Origin of the sequence: Microbacterium sp. B35-30, assembly GCF_010634855.1 — a bacterium.
Taxonomy (GTDB): domain Bacteria; phylum Actinomycetota; class Actinomycetes; order Actinomycetales; family Microbacteriaceae; genus Microbacterium.
The window spans coordinates 147,772-173,896 of record NZ_MWLQ01000021.1; the positions used below are offsets into that span (position 1 = coordinate 147,772).

Sequence of the window (26,125 nt, forward strand, 5' to 3'; positions counted from 1 at the left end):
CGAGTCGGGTCAAGGGTGAGCGAGCGAAGCGAGTCGAAACACCCGCCGCAACCTCTATCGACGTGGATGTCGCATCCCGCCGGTAGCGTCGAGGCGTGACAGTCCGGCTGACGCGTGACGAGGCGCGCCGCATCGCGTTGCGCGGCCAGCTGCTGACGGCCGAGCGTCCCGGGGGCATCGTCGAGACCATCGACGCGCTCACGATCGTGAACATCGAGCCGACCGCGGCGGTGGCGCCCAGTGCCGATCTGATCCTGTGGAGCCGGCTCGGCTGGCCCTACGAGCCTGCCGACCTCGTGCGGCTGGTGGAAGAGGACCGCGCCGTGTTCGAGTGGGGCGGCTTCTATCGCGCCATGACCGATCTTCCGCTCCTGCTGCCCGAGATGCGGCGCCGGCCTGAGTCGGCGCAGGCACGGGACTGGCTTGCGGCGAATGACGTGTTCCGGCGTGAGGTGATGGCGCGCCTCCGTGCCGAGGGGCCCTTGCGTGCGAGTGACATCCCCGATGCCGCTCAGGTGTCGTGGCGTTCGTCGGGGTGGACGAACAACCGCAATTCGCTGCAGCTGCTCGAGATGCTCGTGCTGTGCGGAGACGTGGCCATCTCGTCGAGGGACTCTGCGGGGCGTCTGTTCGACGTCGCCGACCGCGTGTATCCCGCCGACGTGCCGATCCTCGGCGACGAGGAGGCGGCCCGCGAGCGGGCGGAGCGCCGGCTCGCATCGCTCGGCATCGCCCGCGCGAAGGGCGTCGCCCAGTCGCTGGAGCCGATCGACGTCGGCGTGCTCGGCGAGGAGGCCGTCGTCGACGGGACGGAGGGCACCTGGCGGGTGGATGCCGACGCACTCAGCGCGCTCGACGGCTTCACGCCGCGCACCGCGCTGCTGTCACCCTTCGACCGCCTCGTGTTCGACCGTCGCCGACTGGAGGACATCTTCGGGTACGAGTATCTGCTCGAGATGTACAAGCCCGCCGCGAAGCGCCGATGGGGTTATTTCGCGCTGCCGATCCTGCACGGCGATCGCTTCGTCGGCAAGCTCGACGCCAAGAGCGACCGCAAGGCCGGGGTGCTCCGGGTGCACGCGGTCCACGAAGACGAGCCGTTCACGGATGAGATCCGCCGGGCGGTGGATGCCGAGATCCAGGATCTCGCCCGCTGGCTCGGGCTCGACGTCGTCGGGTCGCCCGCCGCCTGACGAGCCGGCCGTCAGTTCGCCAGTTGCTCGACGCGGCGATCGGCGCTGCGAGACCGCGCTCCGGCATCCGGCTCATCGGTGCCGGGTTCCTCGGTGCCGGGTTCATCGGTGGCGAGCGCCACAGGCTCTGCGGGTCCGGCATCATGGCGCGAGGCCTCGCGCATCACGCGGGCGAGGTCTTCGACCGCATCGCCCCACCGTGAGATCGAGATCGACTCCAGCCCCTGCCAGTGCGCCGCGAGCCGCAGTTCGTCGGCGAGGCGGGGTGCGGCATCCGCGGGTCGTCCGTGCTCCCACCAGGCCGACTGGACCCGGAGCGTCGACGCCGCGCGGTCGGCCTTGAGATCGACGCGGCCGACGACGTCGTCGTCGATGAGGACGGGCAGCGAGTAATAGCCGAACCGGCGCTGAGCTGCCGGCGTGTAGATCTCGATGCGGTACTCGAAGTCGAAGAGGCGCTCGGCGCGATCGCGGAACCACACCACCGGGTCGAACGGCGTGAGGATCGCCGCGGCGCGGATGCGACGCGGCACCACGGCGTCGGCGTGCAGCCAGGCCTTGGCGGGGCGGCCCGCGCTGGTCCATCCCTCCACGGCCACCGGGTGCAGCTCGCCCGCGTCCGTGAGGTCGTCCAAGGCCGCCGTCACCGCCTTGCGGTCGGCGATGCGCCAGTAGTCGGCGATGTCGGCCGCCGTCGCGACCCCGTATGCGCGGGTGGCGCGCCGCACCAATTCGCGCAGCGCGTCGTCGCGGGGCACCGGGGCGTCGAGCACCTCGCGCGGGATCACCTGCTCGGCGAGGGCGTAGCGTCGCTCGAATCCGCGACGGCCGGCGATCGCCACCTCGCCGAACAGCCACATGTACTCGAGTGCGTGCTTGACGACATCCCAGTCCCACCAGGGTCCGCGGGCGCCCTTCTTCGCGTCATGCTCGATCTGAGCCGGGCGGAGCGGGCCTCGCTCGGCGAGCTCGGCACGCACCCAGTCGACGATCTCGCTATGGGTGTCGAACCAGCCACCGGGCTGCGAGCCGTACTTGGCGCGCATCGCCTGCATGCGGAAGTCGAAGAGTCCCCAGTCGTCAGCGGGGATGAACGCGGCGACGTGCGCCCAGTACTCGACGTACGGCGATCGCCGCGCGAACAGCAGGCGGTCGAGCGCGGCGGTGTCGTAGGCGCCGACGCGCGAGAACAGCGGCATGTAGTGCGAGCGGGCGAAGACATTCACGGAGTCGATCTGCAGCGTCGCCATGCGCGTGAGCGCGCCGTTGAGCTGCCGCGTCCCCGCGGTGGCCGGCCGTGGGCGCGCGAACCCCTGGGCGGCGAGCGCGACGCGGCGCGCTTCCGCGGCGCTGAGGGAGGACTTCACGCGCGCCAGCCTAGCCAGCGGCTCCGACATCCCACCGGGCGCCTTCATGACCGGTGCGGAATGCGACGCGCCTAGACTGGGCGAATGAGCACTGGGCGTACGAGCGGCTCCGACGACAAGCCCCGCAGCTCCCTGTTCGATGCGGTGCGCGACCGCAGCCGGGTGGTCTCGACCGAGACCTCCGCCGCCGTGCCGCGCGGCCTGCGCGTCGCGACCGCGTACTCCTGGCGGGTGATCGTCGTCGCCGCGGCGATCGGCATCGTCGTCTGGCTCGTGATCCAGCTGAAGCTGCTCGTGATCCCGCTGCTCATCGCGATCCTGATCACCGCGCTCCTGTGGCCGACCTTCGCGTGGATGCTGCGCCGGCGCGTTCCCCGCTGGCTCGCCATCGTCATCTCCGTCGTCGGCACCCTGGCCATCGTGACCGGGCTCCTCTGGCTCGTGGTCTGGCAGATCATGCGGCAGTGGGACTCCGTGCGGGCCAGCACCGTCGCCGCCATCGGCCAGTTCCGGCAGTACCTCATCGACGGGCCGCTGGATCTGAGCTCCGAGCAGATCGACGACCTCCTCGATCAGGGCTGGATCTTCATCCAGGAGCAGGCTGAGCTGCTGTGGTCGGGCGCGCTGGCGATCGGCTCCACCATCGGCCACGTCGTCACCGGCGCCGTGCTGGCGTTCTTCATCCTGCTGTGCCTGCTCGCCGACGGTGCCGGCATCTGGCGGTGGACGCTGCGGCTCTTCCCGAAGAAGGCCCGGCCCGCCGCAGACGGCTCCGGACGCGCCGGCTGGGTCACCGTCGTCAACTACGCGCGGACGCAGCTGCTCGTCGCGACGATCGACGCCATCGGCATCGGCCTCGGTGCGGCTCTCCTCGGCGTCCCGCTGGCCATCCCCGTCGCCGTCCTGGTCTTCCTCGGCGCGTTCGTGCCGATCGTCGGCGCCGTGGTGACCGGCACCGTGGCGGTGTTCCTCGCGCTCGTCTACAACGGGCCCTGGATCGCCCTGTGGATGCTCGTCGTCGTGCTGGGCGTGCAGCAGCTCGAGGGCCATGTCCTCCAGCCGCTGCTCATGGGCTCGGCCGTCAAGGTGCACCCACTCGCGGTCGTGCTCGTCGTGGCAGGCGGTGCGATGATCGCCGGCATCCCCGGCGCGCTGTTCGCCGTCCCGCTCGCGGCGTTCGTCAACGTCGTCGCCGTCTATCTCGCAGAACGCGCGTGGGAGACTGGAGCCAAACCCTCCGGCGACCTCATCTGGAGCACCGTTCCGCGGCAGAGGAGAGTCCGCCCGTGACCACCGCCATGTTTTCCGCAGGACCCGCCGGCTCCGCTGCGGCCGCCGACGACGCGGTCTCCTCCGCGTCGTCGGTGCCCACCCTCGCCGATTTCGAGGACGCCAGGGCAACCCTCGAGGGTGTCATCGCCCACACGCCGCTCGACGAGTCCCAGCACCTGTCCGACGTCCTCGGCGTGCCGGTGCATCTCAAGCTCGAGAACCTGCAGCGCACCGGGTCGTTCAAGATCCGCGGCGCGACGTACCGTCTCTCCCGGCTGACGGCCGAGGAGCGCGCGCGCGGAGTCGTCGCCGCCTCTGCCGGCAACCACGCGCAGGGCGTGGCGCTCGCGGCCAAGGCTCTCGGCATCCGCGCCACGATCTTCATGCCGCTGGGCGTGCCGGTGCCCAAACTGCTCGCCACTCGCGGCTACGGCGCCGATGTCGTGCTCGAGGGGGCGACCGTCGAGACGCCGCTGCGGATGGCGGCCGAGTTCGCCGAGCGCACCGGTGCCGTCTTCATCCATCCGTTCGACCACCACGACGTCATCGCCGGCCAGGGCACGCTGGGCCTGGAGCTCATGGACGAGCTGCCCGATCTCGACACGATCGTGCTGGGCATCGGCGGGGGAGGGCTCATCGCGGGCGTGGCGGCGGCCGTGAAGGCCCGCGCGGACGCCGAGGGCCGCACGGTGCGGGTGATCGGCGTGCAGGCGGCGAACTCCGCCGCATATCCGCCGTCGCTCGAGGCGGGGCACCCGCTCGAGGTGCCCACCCTGCCCACGATCGCCGACGGCATCGCCGTGGCACGGCCGGGCGACCTGCCCTTCGAGATCATCCGGGATCTGGTGGACGAGGTGGTGACCGTCACCGAGGACGACATCGCCCGCGCCCTCCTCGTGCTTCTCGAGCGCGCCAAGCAGGTCGTCGAGCCGGCGGGCGCCGTCGGAGTGGCCGCGATCCTCGCCGGCAAGGTCGTCGCCGACGGCCCGACCGTGACCGTGCTGTCCGGCGGCAACATCGACCCGCTGCTGCTGCAGCGCGTCGTCGCGCACGGGCTGTCGGCATCCGGTCGGTACATGACCCTGCGCATCCCGCTGCCGGATCGCCCCGGTCAGCTGGCGCAGGTGTCGGAGCTGCTGGCGATCGCCGGGGCGAACGTCATCGAGGTGCTGCACACCCGCCACGGCCAAGGGCTGCAGATCAGCGAGGTGATCCTGCAGCTGAGCGTCGAGACGCGCGGTGAGGAGCACCGCGCGCACGTCATCTCGGTGCTCGAAGGCGCCGGCTACGCGCCGACCGTCGTTCCCGACTGACGCGCCGCGCGCGCCCGTCGGGATGCGAGGTCACTGGCCGTTGTAGGTCTCGACCTTGACGATCTCGACGGAGATCTCGCGCCCGTTCGGAGCGGTGTACGAGGTCTTCTCGCCCTCCTTGCGGCCGAGGATCGCGGTGCCCAGCGGCGAGGCCTCGCTGTAGACGTCGAGCTCGGAGCCGACGGCGATCTCGCGGTTGCCGAGGAGGAAGACCTCTTCGCCGCCGGCGATGACCGCCGTGATGACGGTGCCGGGCTCGACCACACCGGTGCTCTGCGGAGCCTCGCTCACCGTGGCGGTCTTCAGCAGATGCTGGAGCGTCCGGATGCGGGCCTCCTGCTTGCCCTGCTCGTCCTTGGCGGCGTGGTAGCCGCCGTTCTCCTTGAGGTCGCCTTCTTCGCGTGCGGCCTCGATGCGCTTGGCGATCTCCTCGCGGCCGGTCGTCGACAGGTGCTCGAGCTCGGCGGCCAGGCGGTCGTACGCGTCCTGGGTGAGGAAGGTCACGGGGGCGTCGGTGGACACGGCTGACTCCTTCGTTGGGCCCGGCAAGCGTGCGGCACGGGCATAAACCGAACGCCCCGGCTCACGGCCAGGGCGCGATTCGACTGATGTCCCGACAGACTACGTCACTGCGCGGACGGAGACAAAACCCAGCACGAGTTGACGAATCCCGTCGTCGCGAGTGCGGTCGTGGGGATCACCTCGCGGAACGCCCGGGCGTGCAGGTCGGATGCCGGAAGCTCGACGACCCGCCAGCCGACCACGCCGTGCTCCTCGTCCTGGGCCTCGATCGCGCAGGCCACGGCCGAACCCGGGGGAGAGGTGATCTGGAATCCGAGTGACACCGAATGCTCGTCGGCCACCTCGAACGAGGTGGTGTCGGCGTCGACGGCGTCCAGCGCGTTCTGCACGGTGAACCAGCCGAACAGGGCGACGACGCCCACGGCGACCAGGATCGCGCCGCCGATGGCCCAGCGACGGGCAGGCGAACGACGACGGCCGTAGCGCTCGTCGAGCATGTCCTGCGTGGTCACGCCGCTCCCTGACGTCTCGGGGACCCGGATCGGAAGTGGACCCCGGATCGGAAGATTAGGCTGGACCTCCAGGCTATGCGCTCGCGCGCACCCCCGACGACACCGCCCTCCCCGGGCAGAGCGAGGACCCCATGCAGCACGCGATCGCCGTGATCCTCAGCGCCGCGACGACGTCGACGCCCACGCCGACGCCGTCCGAGGTCGACCCCGACATCGTGACCCCCGGCGTGGTGGGCTTCCTCGTCACCGCGTTCGTCGCGATCGCCGTGATCCTGCTGGTGTGGGACATGATGCGGCGCATCCGCCGCGGTCGCGTGCGCGCGGACATCCAGGAGGAGCTGGATGCCGAGGAGCAGGCGGCACGGGCCACCGAGGCGACCGAGGCGGACGACCAGAGCATCGATGCGGGAAGCGCCGATGAGCAGGGCACGGATGACGACGACCCGCGCCGCGGCGGCGACCCGAGAGCCTGACCCCCGACCGCTGGCGGCACGGGGTGCCGCGGACCGCGGCATCCGTATCCGTCCTCAGCCGGGCAGCCCCAGCGACGGTGACAGCGGGTTGAGCGCGATCAGCAGGCACGCCGTCCAGTGGCACAGGAAAGCCAGCACCGTGCAGACGTGGAAGATCTCGTGGAAGCCGAAGTGCCCGGGCCACGGGTTGGGCCGCTTGAGCGCATAGACGACGGCGCCGCCGGTGTAGAGCAGCCCGCCGACGGCGACGAGGATCATCATCGCGGCATTGGCCCGGAAGAGGTCGACGAGGTACATGACCGCGGCCCAGCCCAGCGCCAGATAGAGCGCGACGTACAGCCAGCGCGGCGCATGGAGCCAGAAGACGCGGAACAGGATGCCGACCAGCGCTCCGCTCCACACCAGCACCAGCAGGAGCGCGCCTTGCTGCGGCGGGAGCGCGAGCGTCGCGATCGGGGTGTACGTGCCGGCGATCAACAGCAGGATGTTCGCGTGGTCGATGCGCTTGAGGATCGTCTTGGTCCGCGGGTTCCAGTCGAACCGGTGGTACAGCGCGGAGTTTCCGAACAGCAGCAGCGACGTCGCCATGAACACGGCGCACGCCCACTTCGCCGGTGCGCCCTCCGCGACCACGATCAGCACGATGCCGGCGGCGATGGCCACCGGGAACGTGGCGGCATGGATCCAGCCGCGCCACGAGGGCTTGATCTCGGGTGTCGCGGCATCGACGGCCGCAGCGTCCATCAACGGCAGCACGGGGACCTCGGGGGCCCGGGAAACACTGCGACGGCGGCTCATCGTCTCAGCGTAGACGGCGGCGCATGCCGGCGGCGGAACATGCGCTGTCGCACGGTCCCCACGCTCCCCGGGCGCGTGGGCCCAGCCGGAGCCCGCGCTCGCGCTACGGTCCCCGGCGCACCCGGGGTAGCGTAGGCGTGTGGCGCGCGGCGAGACGAACGAGGGCAGGGGACCCCTCTACCGCCTCTACATCAACCGCCTGCGCCGGCGGCTCGATCCCGCTGCGGTGCCGCGGCATCTGGCGATGATGATCGACGGCAATCGCCGCTGGGCCAAGCAGCTCGGGTACGACTCCGCCGCGCACGGCCACCGCGCCGGTGCCGCCAAGATGAAGGAGTTCCTGCGCTGGTGCGACGACGTGGGCATCCGCGTCGTGTCGCTGTACCTCCTGTCGAACGACAACCTGCGCAAGCGCGACTCACGCGAGCTGTCGGATCTGATCGAGATCATCGCCGAGCTCGCCGACGAGCTGTCGCACGAGCGGGACTGGCGTGTGAAGCACGTGGGCCGCGCCGACGCGCTGCCCGGCGACCTCGCGCGCGTGCTCGCCGAGGTCGAGGTCCGCACCAAGGGCAACGCCGGGATGCACGTCAACCTCGCCGTCGGCTACGGCGGACGCGGTGAGATCGTCGACGCCGTGCGCAGCATCATCGCGCAGCACGACGAGCAGGGCGGATCGCTCGAGGAGCTCGCGGCGAGCCTCACCCCCGAGCAGATCGGTGAGCACCTCTACACCGGCGGGCAGCCCGACCCCGACCTCGTGATCCGCACCTCGGGCGAGCAGCGCCTGAGCGACTTCCTGCTGTGGCAGTCGGCTCACTCCGAGTTCTATTTCGTCGAGGCGCTGGGTCCGGATCTTCGAGAGGTGGACTTCCTGCGCGCGATCCGCGACTTCACCTCGCGAGAGCGCCGCTTCGGCGGCTGAGACCGCTGTCGCACCGGCGCTCGCCGCTCTGACAGACTGATGCCCGTGACCGATCTGGATTCGTATCTGGCGTCGTTCGATGGGGAACCGGGGTATCTGGACTGGGCGGCGTTCGGCCCGCTCTCCCCTGCCGTCCGCAGCGAGGCGCAGGGAGACACCGAGCTGCTCGGCTCGGGGCGCCGCACGAGCATCGAGCTGGTGGCCGCCCACGTGCGCGAGGCCCGCGAGCTGGTCGCCGAGCTGATCGGCACGGATGCCGAGCAGGTGGCGCTGCAGCCGTCCACCACGTACGGACTGATGCACGCCGTCTACGGACTCGCGGGCGGCCTCATGCTCGGCCGTGGCGAGTTTCCCAGCCTCACCGTGGCGGCGACCCGCGCCTCGGAGGCGTTCGGATCGCTCCAGCTGCAGTGGGTGGAGCCGGCCGACGGATTCATGACGCCGGACGCGGTGCGATCGGCTCTCTCGGACGACACCCGGGCCGTGGCGGTGAGCCTCGTCGACTTCCGCACGGGCTACCGCACCGATCTGTCGGCACTGCGCGAGGTCATCGGCGATCGCCTGCTCATCGTCGACGCCATCCAGGGCTTCGGCATGGTCGAGGCGGACTATCTGGCGGCCGACGTCGTCTGCGGCCACGGGTACAAATGGCTCCGCGCCGGACGCGGGACCGGCTTCTCGTGGTTCGGCGAGCGCGCGCTCGAGCGCATCGCGCCCGTGCTCTCGGGATTCCGCGGTGTCGACGGCGACCTGCCGGTCGACGCCGTGCCGGCGCCGTCCCCGTCGGCCCAGGCATTCTCGGTCTCCGGGCCCGACACGCTCGCGGCCGCGCGCCTGGCGACGGCCTTGCGCGAGGTCGCCGATGTCGGCGTCGCGCAGATCGAGTCCGTGCTCTCGGCGCGCGCGACCGACGTCATGTTCTTCGCCGACCGCTACGAGGTGCCGGTGGTGACGCCTCGCGAGCCCGAGCGCCGTGCGGGGATCGTCACGCTCGAGCCCGCCCCGCAGGACGCCGCGCCCCTCGCCGCGTCGCTCGCGAACCACGGCCTCACCGTGTCCACACGGGCGGGGCGCATCCGCGTCGCGCCGCATGTCGGCACGGGCGCCGACACCCTGCGGCTGTTCGGAGACGCGCTCGCGGCGTTCTCTTCCGCACGGGTCTGGTGACTCTCGCCGGCTGACGTCGCCTCGCCGCGCGCGGGCCGTCGGCGAGGCGATGAGTCTCAGCATCCGTTCATCGAATCGACACATGTTTCCTGCGTGTCGGGCGCGCCCAATGTCGGCGCGCGGACGTAGCGTGAGCGCATCGGGCAAAGAGCCCGGTCGAGTCGGCCTCACGGATCGCGACTTCACGATCTTCGACTCGCTACCCTGGTCGACTCGTGACTGCCGGGTGAACACCCGGGGCGGGAGTGGGTTGTGACCACACGAGCACCACACGAGCAGCGCAGTCAGCATCTCGAGGAGGTCGCGGACTCCGATCAGGATCTGCGCACCTATGTCCTCGACACATCGGTGCTGCTCAGCGATCCACGGGCGTTCTTCCGTTTCGCCGAGCACAGCGTCGTGATCCCCGTCGTGGTGATCACGGAACTCGAAGGCAAGCGGCACGATCCCGAGATCGGCTACTTCGCCCGGCAGGCCCTGCGCCACCTCGACGAGCTTCGCGTCGAGCACGGCCGGCTCGACTTCCCGGTGCCGGTCGGCGAGGGCGGGACGCTGCGCGTCGAGCTCAACAACACCGACCCCACGGTGCTGCCGTCGGGCATGCGACTCGGCGACAACGACAGCCGCATCCTCGCCATCGCGATGAACATCGCCAAGGACGGGCAGGAGGTCATCGTCGTCTCGAAGGACCTGCCCATGCGTGTCAAGGCAGCGTCCCTCGGCATCAGCGCGGAGGAGTACCTCGCGGAGCAGGCCGTCGATTCCGGCTGGACCGGCATCTCCGAGATCGACGTGTCGGGCGACGACATCAGCGATCTCTACGAGAGTGAGGTCGCCGTCAGCGAGGACGTCCGTGGGCTGCCCGTGAACACGGGGCTGATCGTCCACTCCGAGCGGGGATCGGCTCTCGGGCGCGTGATCGGCGACGGCGAGTTCCGTCTCGTCCGCGGCGACCGGGACGTGTTCGGGCTGCACGGACGCTCTGCCGAACAGCGCATCGCCATCGACCTGCTCCTCGACCCGGAGGTGGGCATCATCTCGCTGGGCGGACGCGCCGGCACCGGCAAGTCCGCGCTGGCGCTGTGCGCGGCGCTGGAGGCGGTGCTGGAACGGCAGCAGCAGCGCAAGATCATCGTGTTCCGGCCGCTGTTCGCGGTCGGCGGGCAGGAGCTCGGATACCTGCCCGGGGACCAGCAGGAGAAGATGAACCCCTGGGGACAGGCCGTGTTCGACACGCTCGGCTCGGTCGTGTCGAGCAACGTGCTCGACGAGGTGATCGAACGGGGCCTTCTGGAAGTGCTCCCGCTGACGCACATCCGCGGCCGCTCGCTGCACGACGCGTTCGTGATCGTGGACGAGGCGCAGTCGCTCGAGCGCAACGTGCTGCTGACGGTGCTGAGCCGGATCGGCCAGGGCTCGCGCGTCGTGCTCACCCATGATGTCGGCCAGCGCGACAACCTGCGCGTCGGCCGCCACGACGGTGTCGCGTCGGTGATCGAGACCTTGAAGGGGCACTCGCTGTTCGGGCACGTCACGCTCGTGCGTTCGGAGCGCTCCGCCATCGCCGCACTCGTGACCGACCTCCTCGAAGCCGGAGAACTCGCCTGAGAGACCGGCGGATGCGCTGACGGCGCGGTGGGTCGGGATGCCGCATCCCCGCCCGCCGCGCCGGCTCAGCATGAGAAGAGTCTCATCGCCCGTGGCCTTCGCGACGGGATCGGTCTGCCACCATGGATGGAGGAAATCGTTCCGCGCACAGGGGAGGCAGACGAGACGTGGAAGCACGCACGGGGCTCGTGATCGGCGGCGCGACCGCCGTCGCAGCGAGCATCGCCGTCGTCACCGCGGTCGCCCTGGCGAACACCATGGCTTTGACGGACTCGCCTGGCACGAGCCTCGCGTCCGAGAGCGTGGTCGTGCCCTCCACAACATCCCCGTCCGCGTCTCCTCTGGCGACGCCCACAGCCACACTCGAAGTGGTCCCTCCGGCGGACGCAGAAGTCGTCGAAGCCCCCGCTCCGCTCGTAGTGGATCCGCCGTTCGCATCCGACGCGCCGAGGACGCGGGCGCCGGCGACGCCGCCCGTCCCCGCGACCGCGCCGGAGGTGTCCGGGCCCGTCACGGCAGCCGACATCAAGTCCGTGATCGCGGCAGCGCAGGCGTCGGGCTCGTGGGACGAGCTCCGCGCCTGGACCCAGGCACATGGCTGGACCACCGGGCGGATCGATGCACTGGTGTCACGACTCGAGCGGGAGCGGGCCGAGAAGTCGTCCGATCTGTCGCAGAACGCTGAACCCGCAGAGGCTCCCGCCCCTAGCGAGCCCGAGACCCAGCGTCGTCAGGTCCAGGCCGAAGCGGAGTACGACAGCCAGACCGCTCCCGACCCGGTATCGGTCGGCAAAGAACGTCCCGCGCATGCGGGCTCGAACGTCGGGAACGGCAACGGCGCCGATCACGACGCGAAGAAAGACCAGTCGCGCAATTCCCCAGACAAGCGCGACTGACAACGGTCGGATTCCCCAGTCCGGCCTTTCACAGCCCCCGGTGTCCCCCAGCACCGGGGGCTTCTTCGCGCCGGTCGCCGGGTCGGGCGAGCGCCGTCGCGGGGCCTTCCTCACTCCCAGCGGTAGCCGGCGCCGCGGACCGTGACGATGTGGTCCGAGCCGAGCTTGCCGCGCAGGTAGCGCACGTACACGTCGACCACGTTGGACCCGGGATCGAAGTCCAGCCCCCAGACGCGGCTCAGCAGCTGCTCTCGGCTCAGGACCCGCCCGGGGTTGCGCAGGAACTGCTCGGCCAGCGAGAACTCACGGGCCGACAGATCGATCTCCCGCCCGGTGACGGTGGCCCGGCGCGCCAGGATGTCGAGCACGACGTCGCCGTGAGAGATCGACACTCCGGGCTGCGGCACGCTCTCACGCAGCCGCGAGCGTACGCGTGCCAGAAGCTCTTCGAACGTGAAGGGCTTCGGCACGTAGTCGTTGGCCCCGGCATCCAATCCGGTGACGGTGTCGCGGGTGCTGGAACGCGCCGTGAGCATGATGACGGGGATCGCGGAACCGCGGGCGCGCAGCTCGCGCAGCAGCTCGAATCCGTCCATCGTCGGCAGGCCCACATCCAGCAGCACCAGGTCGGCGTCGCCGCGCAGTGCCGCCTCGAGTCCTTCTGGACCGTCCTCGACCACCAGGGTCTCGTACCCCGCGGCTTCGAGCCCCCGGCTGACGAAGGCGGCGATTCGCGGCTCGTCCTCGACGATCAGGATCCTGGTCATCCGGCGGCCTCCCGTTGCAATACGACGTCTCCGGCGCGCACCGGCACCGGCAGCTCGGCCTCCGTCGGAGGCAGATGGATGGTGAAAGTGGCCCCGCCGCCGGGGGTGTCGGTGACCGTGCAATGACCGCCGTGGCCCTTGGCGATCGCTTCGACGATGGCGAGGCCCAGTCCCGAGCCTCCCACAGAGCGCTTGACGTGAGCACGGTCGAAGCGGCGGAAGATCCGGGTGCGCTCCTCGGGCGGGATGCCCGGCCCATGATCGCGCACCCACAGGCGGGCGCCCTCGAAGTCGTGCGCGCTGCCGATCTCGATCGGGCTGCCGGCGGGCGTGTACTTGGCGGCGTTGTCGGCGAGCTGGAGCCAGGCCTGCAGCAGTCGGTCCTGGTCACCGCTGGTGTCACCGTCGGCCATCGCCTCGATCGTCCAGGTGTGACCCGGGATCACAGCGACGAGCTCGCCGACACGCGCGGTCAGAGACGCGAGGTCGACCGCTGCGACGGTGCTGGAATCCGCTTCGGCGGTCGCGAGCAGATCGATGTCCTCGACGAGCCGGGTAAGCCGGTCGAGCTCGGCGATGCCGATGTCGCGCGCAGAGGCCACATCGGCGGCGTCCTGCGGGTTCATCAGTTCGAGGTGGCCACGCACGATGGTGATGGGGGTCTTCAGCTCGTGGCGCACGTCGTCGAGCAGCTGTCGCTGACCGTCGACGGAGTCCTCCAGCCGGTCGAGCATCGAGTTCACCGTGCGCGAGAGGTCTGAGATGTCGTCGTTGCCGTGCGGCTCCAAGCGCCGCGAGAGGTCGCTGATGGAGATCGCGTCGGCCGTCTCACGGAGATGGCGGATCGGCGACAGCAGCCGCCCCGTGACGAACCAGCCGACGATGCCGATCGCGAACAGAACCGCCACCGCGGCGATCACGTACGTCGTCATCGCGAACGTCACCGGCTGCAGCTCTGCGCCGAGGTCGACGGCGCGCACATAGAGTCCCTGCCCTGGGTCGCCCTCCATGCTCACCGGGATCGCGATGTAGCGCAGCGAACCCTGGTCGGTCACGGCGGTTCCTCTCTTGGTGCCGCCGTCCGCGGTCTCGTCGACGACGCGGTCGATGAGCTGCTGGTTCTTCGAGATGTCGAAGCCGGACAGCGTGGCTGGAACCCAGCGCGGCACGCCGTCGACCAGCGCCAGCGAGGCCTCGTTGCGGGCAGGGACCAGTCGCGCGACGACCGCATTGAGGTACCCGTCGATGGAACTGAAGTCGTCCTTGTCGAGTTTCTCCTCGGTCGCTGCAGGAGCGCCCTGGGCGCCCTCGGCGGCATCAGCGGAGACCGCCTGCAGCGAGTCGACCTGGGCTTCGAGCCGTTCATTGATGCCCGACAGTGCCTGCTCGCGCTGCACCAGGAACGTCACGCTGCCCACGATCGCCAGACCGACGCACGCGACGGCGAGGATCGCGGCAAGGATCCTGACGCGTGCGGGGACCGGGCGGGGCGTTCGGGCCATGTCCTGATTATCCCGCCGACGCAGGGGCAGCGGCATGGGGCGGGCGAATCAGCCCGCGTGCGTCATCGAGAGCAGGTCGAGTTTGTCGTCCAGCTGCTGGAGGGTGAGCTCGCCGCGCTCCACGTAGCCGAGGTCGATCACGGCTTCGCGCACCGTGATGCCCTTCGCCACCGAATGCTTGGCGATCTTGGCCGCCGCCTCGTAGCCGATGAGCTTGTTGAGGGGCGTGACGATCGACGGCGACATCCCCGCGTAGGCCGCCGCACGCTCGACGTTCGCCTCGAGACCGTCGATGGTCTTGTCGGCGAGCACGCGCGAGGTGTTGGCGAGGAGCTCGATGGACTCGAGTACCGCGCTGCCCATGATGGGGATCGCGACGTTGAGCTCGAAGGCACCGGATGCTCCCGCCCACGCGACGGTCGCGTCGTTGCCGATGACCCGGGCGCACACCATCAGCGTCGCTTCGGGGATCACGGGGTTGACCTTGCCGGGCATGATCGACGAACCCGGCTGCAGGTCGGGGATGTGCAGCTCGCCGAGGCCGGTGTTCGGGCCCGAGCCCATCCAGCGGAGATCGTTGTTGATCTTCGTGAGCGAGACGGCGACGGTGCGCAGGGCGCCGGATGCCTCGACCAGGGCGTCGCGGTTGGCCTGGGCCTCGAAGTGGTCCTTGGCTTCGGTGATCGGCAGTTCGGTGTCGGTCACGATCAGTTCGATCACCCGCTGCGGGAAGCCGAGCGGCGTGTTGATGCCGGTTCCCACCGCCGTGCCGCCGAGCGGCACCTCCGCGACGCGGGGGAGGACCGACTGCACGCGCTCGATGCCGAGGCGGATCTGACGGGCGTAGCCGCCGAACTCCTGGCCGAGGGTGACGGGCGTCGCATCCATGAGGTGGGTGCGGCCCGACTTGACGACGGTCTTCCACAGGTCGGCCTTCGCCTCGAGGGCGACCGCGAGGTGGTCGAGCGCGGGGATCAGATCATCGATGATCTCCTGCGTCACCGCGATGTGCACCGACGTGGGGAAGACGTCGTTGGACGACTGCGACGCGTTGACGTGGTCGTTCGGGTGCACGGTGGAGCCGAGCGCCTGCGTCGCGAGAGTCGCCAGCACCTCGTTCATGTTCATGTTCGACGATGTGCCGCTGCCGGTCTGGTAGACGTCGATGGGGAACTGGTCGGCGAACTCGCCCGAGATGATGCGGTCGGCCGCGCCGGCGATGGCATCGGCGATCGCGCCGTCGAGCGTGCCGAGCTCCTTGTTCGCGAGCGCCGCGGCCTTCTTGATGCGTGCGAGCGCCACGATCTGGGCGGGCTCGAGCCGGTCGCCCGAGATCGGGAAGTTCTCGACGGCGCGCTGCGTCTGGGCGGCGTAGAGCGCGTCCTTGGGCACACGCACCTCGCCCATGGTGTCGTGCTCGATGCGGTACTCGATGTCGGTCACGTCGTTGTTCCTCACGTGTCGGTACGGGGTTGGGGGGAAGTCGGGATCAGGCCAGGTCGGGGACGCCGACCATCACGTCGGGGACCGCGGTGCCCTCGGCGAGGCGGTAGTTGGCGCCGACGATCGCGAGGCGGCCCTCGGCGACGGCGGTGCTGATGAGCTCGGACGCGTTCAGCAGCTCGCCCACCGTGTCGCGGAGGTGCTCGCGGCCGACTTCGTCGGCGTCGATCGCAGCCGGATACACGCCGTCCACGGCGGACCCGCGCTGGACGCGGCGCACCGCGGGCACGATCGGGGAGATCAGACGCCAGATGTGCGGCGGCAGCGGGTCGGCCTCCGGGTCGGTGATGTCGATCGCCGCACGCACCGCACCGCACGCGTCGTGGCCGAGCACCACGATGAGCGGCACTCCCAGCACCGCCACGGCGTACTCGAGACTGCCGACGACCGAGTCCGAGATGACCTGACCGGCGTTGCGCACGACGAACAGGTCGCCGAGGCCCTTGTCGAAGATGATCTCGGCCGCCAGTCGCGAGTCGGAACAGCCGAACAGGGCCGCGCGGGGGCGCTGCCCCTCGGCGAGCTCATGACGGGTGTCGACGTCCTGGCGGGGGTGTCGCGGGCTGCCGGCGACGAAGCGGGCGTTTCCACGCTGCATCTCCTGCCAGGCCTTGGCAGGTGCGGACTGGTCGGTCACTCGGCCTCCTCGCGCAGCGCGGTGATCTGATCGGTGACGGAGCGTGCCGTCTCTTCCAGCGCCATCTCGCCGGCGGCGCCGTAGATCAGCACAGTATCGGTGCCGGCGTCGGTGGCCAGCGCGACCGTGATGTTGCCGGTGCGATCGGGATCGAGGTCGTAGCGATCCCACGTGACGCCGTCGATGGTCACGGTGTCCTGAGGGGCGGAGCCCGAGAGCACACGCGCGGCCCACGCCTCGTCGGCGTCGAAGCCCTGTGCCACGCGCAGGAAGCCCCGCTCGTCTTCCGCGGCCGGGGCGTAGACGACGGTGAAGGCGCGCACCGAGCCGTTGCCTTCGATGCCGGCGTTGTTCACCACCCACCCGTCCGACATCTCGGGCGTGATGACGGTGCGCTCCTCGGAGGCCGCGATGCTCTCGGCGACGGCGGCGACGTCGATCGGCTCGCGCGCGGGAGGGGTGCCGCGCGGGACCGCGAAGATGACGACCACGACGACAGCGAGGGTGGCCAGCAGCGCCGCGACGAGGTTGCGCACATTCTGGCTCGAGCGGTAGACCCGCGACGACTCCGCCTTGCGGTCGGCGGTCTCTTCGGGTGTCTCGGGCCGGCCGAGCTCGGCGACGATGCGGGGTCCGCGTGTCATCGGGCTGCCTCGCCGTCGCCACGTTCGACCGTCGCCCGCGCGGCCTCGAGCCGGCGCTTGGCGCCCAGCAGCCACTCCTCGCAGCGTGCGGCGAGGGCTTCTCCGCGCTCCCACAGGGCCAGGGAGTGCTCGAGGGTCGGCGCACCCTGCTCGAGCTCGGCGACGACCCGTACGAGCTCATCACGCGCCTGCTCGAACGAGAGGGTCGCGACGTCCTCGAGGGCGCCGCTCGTCTCAGTCATGGCCTCCATCTTAGTTCGCGGCCGAGGGGGCCCCGCGCCCTGCCGGGTCGGGCCGCGCGCCATCTTCCACCGCAGACTCGGCGGCCGCGGACGGCTGCTCGGCGAGCTCGCCGTCGGAGTGCGCGGCGAACGATCCGCGGCCCACGGTGACGACGACCGGAGTGGATGCCGGAGCCTGCGCCGCGTCGCGCACGATGACGCCGTCGGTCAGGTGCGCGATGGCGTAGCCCCGGGCGAGGGTCGACGCCGGCGAGAGGGCGCGCAGTGTCGCGCGCAGCTCGGCGGTGCGGCGCTCGTGCAGCTGGAGCGAGCGGTCCACCCGGTCCCGCCCCCGCGCCGCGAGCAGCTCCACCTCGTGCGCTCGACTGGTGAGCAGCGTCTCGGGTGCGCGCAGCACCGGTCGCGACCTGAGCTGCTCGAGCTGCGCGATGTCGTGCGAGATCCGCTGGGTCAGGCGCATGTTCATCCGGGCGCGCAGCTGGCCGACGATCGCGCGCTGCTCCGCGACATCCGGCACGACGCGTTTGGCGGCATCCGTCGGCGTCGAGGCCCGGAGGTCGGCGACGTCGTCGAGCAGCGGATGGTCGTTCTCGTGGCCGATGGCGCTGACGACGGGGGTGGATGCCGCGGCCACCGCCCGCAGCAGGCGCTCGTCGCTGAAGCCGAGCAGGGTCTGCGGGTCGCCGCCGCCGCGGGCGATGATGATGACGTCGACGTCGGGTGCGGCATCCAGCGCCTTCAGCGCCGCGATCGTCTCGGGCACACAGCGGTCGCCCTGGACGGCGGCGTACTTGGTCTGGAACCGCACCTGGGGCCAGCGCAGCTCGGCGTTGCGGTGCACGTCCTTCTCGGCATCCGAGTTCTCGCCGGTGATGAGGCCGATCAGGCGCGGAAGGAACGGCAGGGCCATCTTGCGCGACGGGTCGAACAGCCCCTCGGACCGCAGCTGCACGCGCAGCCGCTCGAGGCGCTCGAGCTGGTCGCCGAGCCCGACATGGCGCATGGCCGAGACGCCGAAGCCGAAGTCGCCGTTCTTGACGAAGTAGTCCGCCTTCACGCAGGCGATCACGTGGTCGCCGACCTTGAGGTCGCCGGGCAGCCGGTCGCGGGTGGACGACCATATGCGGAACGAGATCGTGGCGTCGCCGGCGAGGTCCTTGAGGCGCCCGAAGACGTTGCCGCCGCGCAGGTTGAACGCCGTGATCTCGCCCTCGACCCACACCGACCCCCACGTCTGCACGAAGCCGCGGATCGTGTCGTTGAGGCGGGCGACAGAGGTCGGGGCCTGCGCGGTGGAGTCCCGCGGTCGCACGGAGTCTGCGGGCGGGGGTTCGCCGGGGACGGCGACGGGCTGGAAGGTCGTCATGCGGTCCTTTCGTGCCCCGGAGGGCGGGCGGCTGTCGCCCGGGGCACCGCTTGGCGCCGCGGGTGGTCTCGCGGAGGCCCCGCTCAGGAGCCCGCCCGTAGAATCGTGGGGTGAGCATCAGCACCGCGGGGCAGACCCGAGCGAGTCAGGCCCCTGTGAGCATGCCCATCCCGCGCATCCCGCGGCGGCGCGAACCGCTCCAGGATATCGCCGGCACCGGACAGAAGCGGGTGCTCCTGGCATCCCCGCGTGGATACTGCGCGGGCGTGGACCGTGCCGTGATCGCCGTCGAGAAGGCCCTCGAGCGCTTCGGTGCGCCGGTGTACGTGCGCAAGCAGATCGTGCACAACATCCACGTCGTCACCGAGCTCGAGGCCGCCGGTGCGATCTTCGTAGAGGAGGTCGACGAGGTCCCCGAGGGCGCCCACGTCGTCTTCAGCGCGCACGGCGTGTCGCCGGCGGTCGTGAATGCGGCATCCGATCGGGGCCTGCGCGCCATCGACGCGACGTGCCCGCTCGTCACCAAGGTGCACCGCGAAGCCGTGCGCTTCGCGCGTGACGACTTCGAGATCCTCCTCATCGGCCATGTCGGCCACGAAGAGGTCGAGGGCACGGCGGGCGAGGCGCCCGACCACGTGACCATCGTGAACTCTCCCGACGAGGCGGACACCATCGAGGTGCGCGACCCGTCGAAGGTCGTGTGGCTGTCGCAGACGACGCTGTCGGTCGACGAGACCATGGAGACCGTGCGGCGTCTGCGTGCGCGGTTCCCCGAGCTGCAGGACCCGCCGTCGGACGACATCTGCTACGCCACGCAGAACCGCCAGGTCGCGATCAAGAAGGTCGCGAAGGATGCCGACCTCGTGATCGTCGTGGGCTCAGCGAACTCGTCGAACAGCGTGCGGCTCGTCGAGGTCGCACTCGAGTACGGCGCCAAGGCCGCCTACCGCGTGGACTACGCCGACGAGGTGGAGCAGGCCTGGCTCGAGGGGGTCGAGACGGTCGGGGTCACCAGTGGCGCGTCGGTGCCCGAGGTGCTCGTGCAGCAGGTGCTCGACGACCTCGCCTCCGCCGGATACCGCGACGTCGAAGAGGTGCGCACCGCCGAGGAGGATCTGCAGTTCTCCCTCCCCAAGGAGCTGCGGACGGATGCCGCGGGCCGGCGTGACGACCGTGCCCTCGGTGGCCGGAGCCGCGCATGAGCGACGCGTCGGCGACCGCGCAGCCCGATCCGCCGCCCGGATCGGCGGCGCCGCCCGCGGACGCACCGCGGCCCCGCCCGCACAGTGACGAATCAGCGCGACCCCGGCCGCAATACGGCGAGTACGCCACGCCCGAAGAACAGCGCGCTCGCATCCAGGCGCCCGCGCCCTGGCAGCAGGAATCGGCGACGTCGATCGTGACCGAGGAGGCCCCGGCCCTCGGCATCCCGTCGCCGTCTCAGCCCGCTGAGCCCGCCCAGCGACGTCCGCGCCCCGTGGATCGGATCGTGACGTTCGCGCTGCTCGCGTACGGCTTGGTGAACGTCGTATCGGCAGTACCGGCGTTCCTCGACTACGGCGCATACGCCGAGACGATGCTCGCGCTGCTGGGCGTCGACGTGCAGCTCAGCGACCCGGCCGACGGAAGGGCGTGGGGGATCGCGGCCGTCCTCGTGCTGACGATCGGATGGTGCGCGACGGCCGCGGTCTCGTTCTGGAGCGTGCGCCGCGGGCGGCTGACCTGGTGGATCCCGCTGGTGGCCGGCATCCTGTTCACGTTCGCGGCCGGCGCGCTGATGGCTGTGCCGCTTCTGAGCGACCCGACGGTGTGGCAGGCGCTCATCGACAGCGCCGGCGGCTGAGTTCGCGCAGCGCCGGTCGAGTGGACGCGGCGCCTGTCGGATCAGGGCGGCACGCGTCGTCGGGGCTGCCGCGATCGGGTGCCCGAGGTCCATACTCGGATGACGGCACGGGCGTTGCGGCTCACCTGAACCTGCGGATGCCACGTCTCGTGTCTCCTGCGGGAGGTGATGGATGCCGCACGACAGCGTGGAGGGTCATGACAGCGCCGCCGATCGTGACGCCGGACGGCTGGCCGCTCTCTACGATGCCCACGCCGCCCCGGTCTGGCGCTATGTCGTGCATCTCACCGGCGATCGTTCCGGTGCCGACGACATCGTGCAGGAAACTCTGCTGCGGGCGTGGCGAACGCCCCGGATCCTCGAACAGGATCCCTCCACCACGCGCTCGTGGATGTTCACGGTGGCCCGACACCTCGTCATCGACGAGGCCCGCAGTGCGCGCCGCCGCCGTGAGATCGGCGTGGCCGAGGTGCCCGAGCGCATCGCGCCGGATGGGACCGACGCGCTCTTCGAGGCGATCATCGTCGAGGAGGCGCTGGCCGCATTGACGACGGAGCATCGCGCCGTCGTCGTGCGCGCCTACTACCGCGGGCAGTCGATCGCCGAGATGGCTGACGAGCTCGACATCCCCGCGGGCACCGTCAAGTCCCGCCTCCACTACGGATTGCGCTCGCTCCGCCTCACCCTGCAGGAGAAGGGGCTGACGCGATGAGCACCGACCACGTCCGCTTCGCGGACTGGGATGCCGCGTACGTCGTGCGCGCGCTCGGCTCAGACGACCGCAGGCTTTACGAGGCGCACCTCGACGAATGCCGCCTCTGCCGTGACGCGATCGCCGACCTCGCTCCGGCCATCGGCCTGCTGGCGCGCGTGGGGGTCGACCGCGCCGAATCGCTCCTCGACGCGCCCGGTGAGGCCAGCGGTCTCGACCCCGGGACGCGGACGCGGGTCGTCGCACGCGGCAGGCGCGACGCACGCCGTCGGCGGGTGATCGCCTGGGGCGCCGGCATCGCGGCGGCTGCGGTGCTGGCAGTGGTCGTAGGCTTCGCGGTCACGACCTCGGTCGATCCGGTGGCGGTGCCCGAAGATGTCGTCGCGCTCCAGCCGGTCACCGACGTGCCGTTGAGCGCCACGGTGGAGCTGACCGACGTCGCGTGGGGCACGCGGATCGCGATGGTCTGCGACTACCCGCCCACCGACGATCCCTATGCCGCCGATGAGGAGTGGCCGTACGTGCTCGTCGTCACGTCGACCGACGGTGCCACCAGCGAACTGTCCAGCTGGCGCGCCGGGCCGGGATCGACCGCGCATCTGGATGCCGGGACCGCCCTGGACCGCTCCGACATCGCCTCGATCGAGGTGCGCGCCGTCTCGGATGGCCGGGTCCTGCTGCGTGGCGAGCCCGGAGAGTGAAGCCGTCGTCGTCTCGCGTCCGGCGGACGGCGCGGTGGCTAGGATGAGCGGATGCCTCGCCTCGTCGCCGTCTGCGCCGTCCGGCGACTGCATCCCGACGCCGGCCCGGTCGGCGTGACCGCCATCGACAAGGCGCCCGTGGACGGGCCGGTGCGCGTCGGGCCGTACGGCGTGTACGCCGATGTGCAGGCCGACCGCAAGCACCACGGCGGCTTGGACAAGGCGCTGTACGCGTACGCGGCGGAGGATGCCGCGTACTGGGAGTCCGAGCTCGGGCGGGAACTCCCGCCCGGATGGTTCGGCGAGAACCTCCGCGTCGAAGGACTCGATGTCAACGCGGCGCTCATCGGCGAGCGGTGGCGGATCGGCGACCGCGTGGAGCTCGAGGTGACCATGCCGCGCACGCCCTGTCAGACGTTCGCCCGCTGGGTGGGCGGCGACGCGGCGCGTGGCTGGGTGAAGCGCTTCTCGAGCGAACGCCGCCTCGGGCCCTACCTGCGCGTGGTGCAGGGCGGGCGCGTGCAGGCCGGCGATGAGATCGTGGTGCTCCATCGCCCCGAGGGTGCTCCCGGGCTCCTCGACATCTACCGCGACCCCGAATAGACGCTGCCTCCCAGAGATATGGATGCCCCGGCGCCCGGCCCCTCGCAGGGCCGGTGCCGGGGCATCCGATGTTCACCGGGCATCGCTGCCCGCGCGGCCGGTGTTACGCGGCGAGGCTCTTGCCCGCCGAGCCGAGCTGCTGCGTCGCCTCGACGACGCGGGCCGCCATCGCCGACTCGGCGATCTTGCCCCACGCGCGCGGGTCGTAGGCCTTCTTGTTGCCCACCTCGCCGTCGACCTTCAGCACGCCGTCGTAGTTCTGGAACATGAAGCCGGCGACGGAGCGGGTGAAGGCGTACTGGGTGTCGGTGTCGATGTTCATCTTCACGACGCCGTTGGCCACGGCGAGCGCGATCTCCTCGTCGGTCGAGCCGCTGCCGCCGTGGAAGACGAGGTCGAGGGGCTTGGGACCGGTGCCGAACTTCGCGGCGATGCCCTCCTGGATCTCGCCGAGCAGCTCGGGGCGCAGCTTCACGTTGCCGGGCTTGTAGACGCCGTGCACGTTGCCGAAGGTGAGCGCCGCGATCCAGCGGCCCTGGTCGCCGAGGCCGAGTGCTTCGACGACCTGCGAGACGTCGGCGGTCGTCGTGTAGAGCGCCTCGTTCGAGCCCTCGTGCTGGACGCCGTCCTCTTCGCCGCCGACGACGCCGATCTCGACCTCGAGGATGGCGTTGATCGCCTTGAGGCGGGGGAGGAGCTCCTTCGCGATCTCGATGTTCTCGGCGAGCGGCACGGCCGAGCCGTCCCACATGTGCGACTGGAAGATGGGGTTGCCACCGTCGGCGACGACCTGCTCCGAGGCCTTGATGAGCGGCAGCACGAAGTCCTCGAGCGCCGGCTTGGGGCAGTGGTCGGTGTGGAGGGCGACCGTGATCGGGTAGCTCTTGGCGACCTCGTGGACATAGGCGGCGAAGGCGAGCGCGCCGGTCGCGCGGGCCTTGACGGTGTGGCCGGCGAAGTAGTCGGCGCCGCCGGTGGTGACCTGGATGATCCCGTCGGATCCCGCCTCGGTGAGGCCCTGCAGGACGGCGTTGACAGACTGCGAGCTGGCGGCGTTGATGGCGGGATACGCGAAGCCACCGGCCTTCGCGCGGTCCAGCATGTCGGCGTACTGTTCCGGGGTGGCGACGGGCATGGGTGCTCCTAGATCTTCACGGTGCTGAAGGGTGTCGGCCGAAGGTTGTCGGCGGAAGGGCGTCGGCGGAAGGCGTCGGCCCCAGGCTGTCGATCCCGCGGGCGTACTGCAAACTCTACCGAAGCGCCGGATGGTGCACGGATGCCGGTGCGCTCCGCCGCCGCGGGAAACCCACGTCCCTGCGACGTCGGAAAGAAACGCAATTCCTTCACTTGCGAAAGCGTGAAATTACGAGGAATCGGGCAACAAGCTGGCTAGGCTGACCGCATGGTGAGCCTGACCGCGGACATGAGTCCCCTCCATCCCGACCGCAATCTCGCACTCGAGCTGGTGAGGGCCACGGAGGCCGCCGCGATCCGAGCCGTGCCGTTCATCGGCCGCGGCGCCAAGGAGGCAGCAGACGGAGCCGCCGTGGATGCGATGCGCGCCTTCTTCACCACCGTCAACTTCGACGGCACGATCGTCATCGGCGAGGGCGAGAAGGACGAAGCCCCGATGCTGTTCAACGGCGAGCGGGTCGGCAGCGGCCGCGGGCCCCAGGCCGACGTGGCGGTCGACCCGATCGACGGCACCTCGCTGACGGCGGCCGGGCGCAACAATGCGCTGTCGGTGATCGCCGTCTCGGACCACGGCACGATGCTCGACGCCTCCAGCGTCTTCTACATGGACAAGCTCGTCACCGGCCCGGCCGGGGTGGGCGTCGTCGACATCCGCCTGCCGATCGGCGAGAACATCCGTCTGCTCGCCAAGGCGCTCGGAAAGCCCGTCGAAGAGCTGGTCGTGTCGGTGCTGCACCGCCCGCGGCATGAGCGCCTCATCGAGGAGATCCGCGAGGCGGGGGCGGGCACGCGCCTGATGAGCGACGGCGATGTCGCGGGCGGGATCAACGCCGCCCGTCACAACGCCCGCACGGACATGTGCGTCGGCGTCGGCGGCAGCCCGGAGGGCATCGTGACCGCGTGCGCGATCAAGGCGCTCGGAGGTCATATCCAGGGCAGGCTCTGGCCGCGCGACGACGACGAGAAGCAGCGGGGCGTCGACGCCGGACTGCGGCTCGACGGATACGTGTACGAGGCCGACGAACTCGTCAAGGGCAGCAACACCATCTTCGTGGCGACCGGAGTGACCGACGGGGCGCTCGTCGCCGGCGTGCGCCGCGAGGGCGGCTACGTCTACACCGAGAGTGTCGTGCTGCGTGGAGCATCGGGGACGCTGCGGCGCATCTCGTCGGAGCACCTCGTCTCGAAGTGGCTGTGACCGTATCGCCGCCGGCTGGCGTGTCCGGTGTGGCCTCTGTGGCGAATGTGCCCTTGTGACTGATTCGTGACGGCCGTTCGCGGGCGACTCTGGCAGAATCATGTGTGGTGTCGATGGACACATGATGGTGTTTCCGACGCGAGGAGTTGACGATGTCTGCGCAGTCCGCTGAACCGTCGTCGCCCCAGACGGGTGCGCACGCGGTGGTCGCCAACGCGATCGATCCGGCCCGACGCCCCGACGTGCTGCTGCGCGTCCGGCGTGACGAGGGACACGAGATCAGCGCCTGGTGGATGATCGGCGCTTTTGTCGGCGTATCCGCCGCAGTGATCGTGCTGCTGAGCTTCGTGCCCGGCGGCGCCTGAGGCGTTCGGCGGTCACCCGTCGGGCGCTACTCGTTCGGCATGGCGATGCGTACGCGCACGTCGCCGAGTTCCGCGGTCGCCGTGGGCGTCTTCGGTGTCTCGTCGATACCGGCGAGGGTCTCGTCGAGCAGTTCGGGTGCGGTGAGCCGGCGCGGGGTCTTGTCGATCGTGGCGGGTTCGTTCACCGCATCGAGCTTCGTCGCATCGATGCCGGGGAACTTGCGTGCACTCACCAGCACGCGGGTCTCGAGCGATCCGGCGAAGCGGTTGTAACTGTCGACGGTCCGCTCGATCGCGCGTCGCAGGTCGTCGGCGTGCGTGGCGAGCGACCCGAGTCGCTCGTACAGCTGGTTGCCGAGGTCGAAGAGGGCACGGGCCTCCTGCGACACGTCTTGCTGGGTCCATGTGTAGGCGACGGTCTTGAGCACCGCCCAGAGGTTCACGGGCGACGCCAGTGCGACCCGCTTGCCGAAGGCGTAGTCGAGCAGCGAGGCATCCTCTTCGAGGGCGGCGGAGAGCAGCGACTCGCTCGGGAGGAAGCACACCACGAACTCGGGGCTCGACGAGAGGCCGGCCCAGTACGTCTTGCGGGCGAGGGCGTCGACGTGCGCGCGCACCGCCTTGACGTGCTTGTCGAGCAGCGAGCGACGTCGCGCCGCCTCCGCGCCCTGTGCGGTCAGGGGGATCGCACTGGCCTCGAGGAACGCGTCGAGCGGCACCTTGGCGTCGACGGCGATGGCCTTGTCGCCGGGCAGGCGGATCACCATGTCGGGGCGGCCGGCTCCGGCATCCGTCGTGATCG

At 70.5% G+C, this 26,125-nt stretch carries 28 protein-coding genes; 15 read left to right on the forward strand and 13 right to left on the reverse strand.

Translation table 11 applies throughout. From position 1 onward, the window contains the following. The first annotated feature begins 95 nt into the window (after positions 1 to 95). Entirely contained in the window at positions 96 to 1,193 is a 1,098-nt protein-coding gene (locus tag B2K11_RS12810) for a crosslink repair DNA glycosylase YcaQ family protein (protein WP_163618667.1), read from the forward strand. An 11-nt stretch (positions 1,194 to 1,204) separates the two neighbouring features. Here the strand turns inward: B2K11_RS12810 and B2K11_RS12815 are convergent, their stop codons facing one another. After that, a complete protein-coding gene (locus B2K11_RS12815; RefSeq protein ID WP_163618668.1) occupies positions 1,205 to 2,560 on the reverse strand; it encodes a crosslink repair DNA glycosylase YcaQ family protein in 1,356 nt (451 codons plus the stop codon). A gap of 84 nt (positions 2,561 to 2,644) precedes the next feature. On the opposite strand from B2K11_RS12815, the gene B2K11_RS12820 reads away from it, so the two are divergent. Next, a complete protein-coding gene (locus B2K11_RS12820; protein ID WP_163618669.1) occupies positions 2,645 to 3,850 on the forward strand; it encodes an AI-2E family transporter in 1,206 nt (401 codons plus the stop codon). An 8-nt stretch (positions 3,851 to 3,858) separates the two neighbouring features. Next, a complete protein-coding gene (ilvA, locus tag B2K11_RS12825; protein WP_239526024.1) occupies positions 3,859 to 5,145 on the forward strand; it encodes a threonine ammonia-lyase in 1,287 nt (428 codons plus the stop codon). 30 nt (positions 5,146 to 5,175) lie between these two features. Here ilvA and greA read toward each other — a convergent pair whose 3' ends face one another. Then, positions 5,176 to 5,667, reverse strand: coding sequence for a transcription elongation factor GreA (gene greA, locus B2K11_RS12830; protein WP_163618670.1), 492 nt, complete (start codon positions 5,665 to 5,667; stop codon positions 5,176 to 5,178). Positions 5,668 to 5,771: 104 nt separating this feature from the next. Next, the gene (locus B2K11_RS12835; protein ID WP_204260111.1) at positions 5,772 to 6,179 is read right to left on the reverse strand and encodes a DUF4307 domain-containing protein; all 408 of its coding nucleotides are present in this window, start codon (positions 6,177 to 6,179) and stop codon (positions 5,772 to 5,774) included. Positions 6,180 to 6,310: 131 nt separating this feature from the next. On the opposite strand from B2K11_RS12835, the gene B2K11_RS12840 reads away from it, so the two are divergent. Next, a complete protein-coding gene (locus B2K11_RS12840) occupies positions 6,311 to 6,652 on the forward strand; it encodes a hypothetical protein (protein ID WP_163618671.1) in 342 nt (113 codons plus the stop codon). Between the two features lie 54 nt (positions 6,653 to 6,706). Here B2K11_RS12840 and B2K11_RS12845 read toward each other — a convergent pair whose 3' ends face one another. After that, positions 6,707 to 7,450, reverse strand: a complete 744-nt coding sequence (locus B2K11_RS12845; RefSeq protein ID WP_204260112.1) for a hemolysin III family protein — start codon at positions 7,448 to 7,450, stop codon at positions 6,707 to 6,709. A gap of 139 nt (positions 7,451 to 7,589) precedes the next feature. On the opposite strand from B2K11_RS12845, the gene B2K11_RS12850 reads away from it, so the two are divergent. The 4 genes from B2K11_RS12850 (at position 7,590) to B2K11_RS12865 (ending at position 12,046) form a co-directional block, all read left to right on the forward strand. Then, positions 7,590 to 8,375 carry an isoprenyl transferase gene (locus tag B2K11_RS12850; RefSeq protein WP_163618672.1) on the forward strand — a complete coding sequence of 262 codons (786 nt, stop codon included), beginning with the start codon at positions 7,590 to 7,592 and terminating at the stop codon, positions 8,373 to 8,375. Between the two features lie 39 nt (positions 8,376 to 8,414). After that, positions 8,415 to 9,542 carry an aminotransferase class V-fold PLP-dependent enzyme gene (locus B2K11_RS12855; RefSeq protein WP_239526020.1) on the forward strand — a complete coding sequence of 376 codons (1,128 nt, stop codon included), beginning with the start codon at positions 8,415 to 8,417 and terminating at the stop codon, positions 9,540 to 9,542. A 252-nt stretch (positions 9,543 to 9,794) separates the two neighbouring features. Next, positions 9,795 to 11,150 carry a PhoH family protein gene (locus tag B2K11_RS12860; RefSeq protein ID WP_163618673.1) on the forward strand — a complete coding sequence of 452 codons (1,356 nt, stop codon included), beginning with the start codon at positions 9,795 to 9,797 and terminating at the stop codon, positions 11,148 to 11,150. A gap of 167 nt (positions 11,151 to 11,317) precedes the next feature. Further along, on the forward strand, positions 11,318 to 12,046 hold the full coding sequence (locus tag B2K11_RS12865; RefSeq protein ID WP_163618674.1) for a hypothetical protein: 729 nt from the start codon (positions 11,318 to 11,320) through the stop codon (positions 12,044 to 12,046). 110 nt (positions 12,047 to 12,156) lie between these two features. On the opposite strand, the gene B2K11_RS12870 is transcribed toward B2K11_RS12865, so the two are convergent. From B2K11_RS12870 to xseA, 7 genes are read right to left on the reverse strand one after another with little or no spacing between them, the layout of a single operon-like run. After that, on the reverse strand, positions 12,157 to 12,813 hold the full coding sequence (locus tag B2K11_RS12870; protein ID WP_163618675.1) for a response regulator transcription factor: 657 nt from the start codon (positions 12,811 to 12,813) through the stop codon (positions 12,157 to 12,159). Beyond that, a complete protein-coding gene (locus B2K11_RS12875) occupies positions 12,810 to 14,315 on the reverse strand; it encodes a HAMP domain-containing sensor histidine kinase (protein ID WP_163618676.1) in 1,506 nt (501 codons plus the stop codon). Before B2K11_RS12875 ends, B2K11_RS12870 begins: the two co-directional genes overlap by 4 nt. A gap of 48 nt (positions 14,316 to 14,363) precedes the next feature. Continuing rightward, positions 14,364 to 15,758, reverse strand: coding sequence for a class II fumarate hydratase (locus tag B2K11_RS12880; RefSeq protein ID WP_163618677.1), 1,395 nt, complete (start codon positions 15,756 to 15,758; stop codon positions 14,364 to 14,366). A 46-nt stretch (positions 15,759 to 15,804) separates the two neighbouring features. Next, positions 15,805 to 16,416, reverse strand: a complete 612-nt coding sequence (locus B2K11_RS12885; RefSeq protein WP_163618706.1) for a carbonic anhydrase — start codon at positions 16,414 to 16,416, stop codon at positions 15,805 to 15,807. A gap of 35 nt (positions 16,417 to 16,451) precedes the next feature. Continuing rightward, a complete protein-coding gene (locus tag B2K11_RS12890) occupies positions 16,452 to 17,099 on the reverse strand; it encodes a DUF4245 family protein (protein WP_163618678.1) in 648 nt (215 codons plus the stop codon). Then, complete coding sequence (locus B2K11_RS12895) at positions 17,096 to 17,341, reverse strand: exodeoxyribonuclease VII small subunit (protein ID WP_204260114.1); 246 nt, start codon at positions 17,339 to 17,341, stop codon at positions 17,096 to 17,098. The genes B2K11_RS12890 and B2K11_RS12895 overlap by 4 nt, the downstream gene beginning before the upstream one ends. Before the next feature lie 10 nt (positions 17,342 to 17,351). Then, positions 17,352 to 18,707 (reverse strand): exodeoxyribonuclease VII large subunit, encoded by a 1,356-nt coding sequence (gene xseA, locus B2K11_RS12900; RefSeq protein ID WP_163618680.1) that lies wholly within the window; start codon positions 18,705 to 18,707, stop codon positions 17,352 to 17,354. A gap of 161 nt (positions 18,708 to 18,868) precedes the next feature. Between xseA and B2K11_RS12905 the strand changes: the two genes are divergently transcribed. From B2K11_RS12905 to B2K11_RS12925, 5 genes are all read left to right on the forward strand, one after another. Then, a complete protein-coding gene (locus B2K11_RS12905) occupies positions 18,869 to 19,909 on the forward strand; it encodes a 4-hydroxy-3-methylbut-2-enyl diphosphate reductase (protein WP_204260118.1) in 1,041 nt (346 codons plus the stop codon). After that, entirely contained in the window at positions 19,906 to 20,550 is a 645-nt protein-coding gene (locus B2K11_RS12910; protein WP_163618681.1) for a DUF6264 family protein, read from the forward strand. Before B2K11_RS12905 ends, B2K11_RS12910 begins: the two co-directional genes overlap by 4 nt. Before the next feature lie 172 nt (positions 20,551 to 20,722). After that, positions 20,723 to 21,262, forward strand: a complete 540-nt coding sequence (locus B2K11_RS12915) for a sigma-70 family RNA polymerase sigma factor (protein WP_163618682.1) — start codon at positions 20,723 to 20,725, stop codon at positions 21,260 to 21,262. Beyond that, the gene (locus B2K11_RS12920) at positions 21,259 to 21,963 is read left to right on the forward strand and encodes a hypothetical protein (RefSeq protein ID WP_163618683.1); all 705 of its coding nucleotides are present in this window, start codon (positions 21,259 to 21,261) and stop codon (positions 21,961 to 21,963) included. The genes B2K11_RS12915 and B2K11_RS12920 overlap by 4 nt, the downstream gene beginning before the upstream one ends. A 51-nt stretch (positions 21,964 to 22,014) precedes the next feature. After that, on the forward strand, positions 22,015 to 22,566 hold the full coding sequence (locus tag B2K11_RS12925; RefSeq protein WP_163618684.1) for an MOSC domain-containing protein: 552 nt from the start codon (positions 22,015 to 22,017) through the stop codon (positions 22,564 to 22,566). Positions 22,567 to 22,669: 103 nt separating this feature from the next. Here the strand turns inward: B2K11_RS12925 and fbaA are convergent, their stop codons facing one another. After that, entirely contained in the window at positions 22,670 to 23,701 is a 1,032-nt protein-coding gene (gene fbaA, locus B2K11_RS12930; RefSeq protein WP_163618685.1) for a class II fructose-bisphosphate aldolase, read from the reverse strand. Positions 23,702 to 23,968: 267 nt separating this feature from the next. Between fbaA and glpX the strand changes: the two genes are divergently transcribed. Together glpX and B2K11_RS12940 are read left to right on the forward strand one after the other, a co-directional pair. After that, positions 23,969 to 24,958, forward strand: a complete 990-nt coding sequence (glpX, locus tag B2K11_RS12935; protein WP_163618686.1) for a class II fructose-bisphosphatase — start codon at positions 23,969 to 23,971, stop codon at positions 24,956 to 24,958. A 152-nt stretch (positions 24,959 to 25,110) separates the two neighbouring features. Beyond that, positions 25,111 to 25,323, forward strand: coding sequence for a UDP-N-acetylmuramyl pentapeptide phosphotransferase (locus B2K11_RS12940; protein ID WP_163618687.1), 213 nt, complete (start codon positions 25,111 to 25,113; stop codon positions 25,321 to 25,323). A 26-nt stretch (positions 25,324 to 25,349) separates the two neighbouring features. Here the strand turns inward: B2K11_RS12940 and B2K11_RS12945 are convergent. Continuing rightward, positions 25,350 to 26,125, reverse strand: a 776-nt coding sequence (locus tag B2K11_RS12945) for a DNA recombination protein RmuC (RefSeq protein ID WP_163618688.1), incomplete at its 5' end; no start/stop codon positions are given.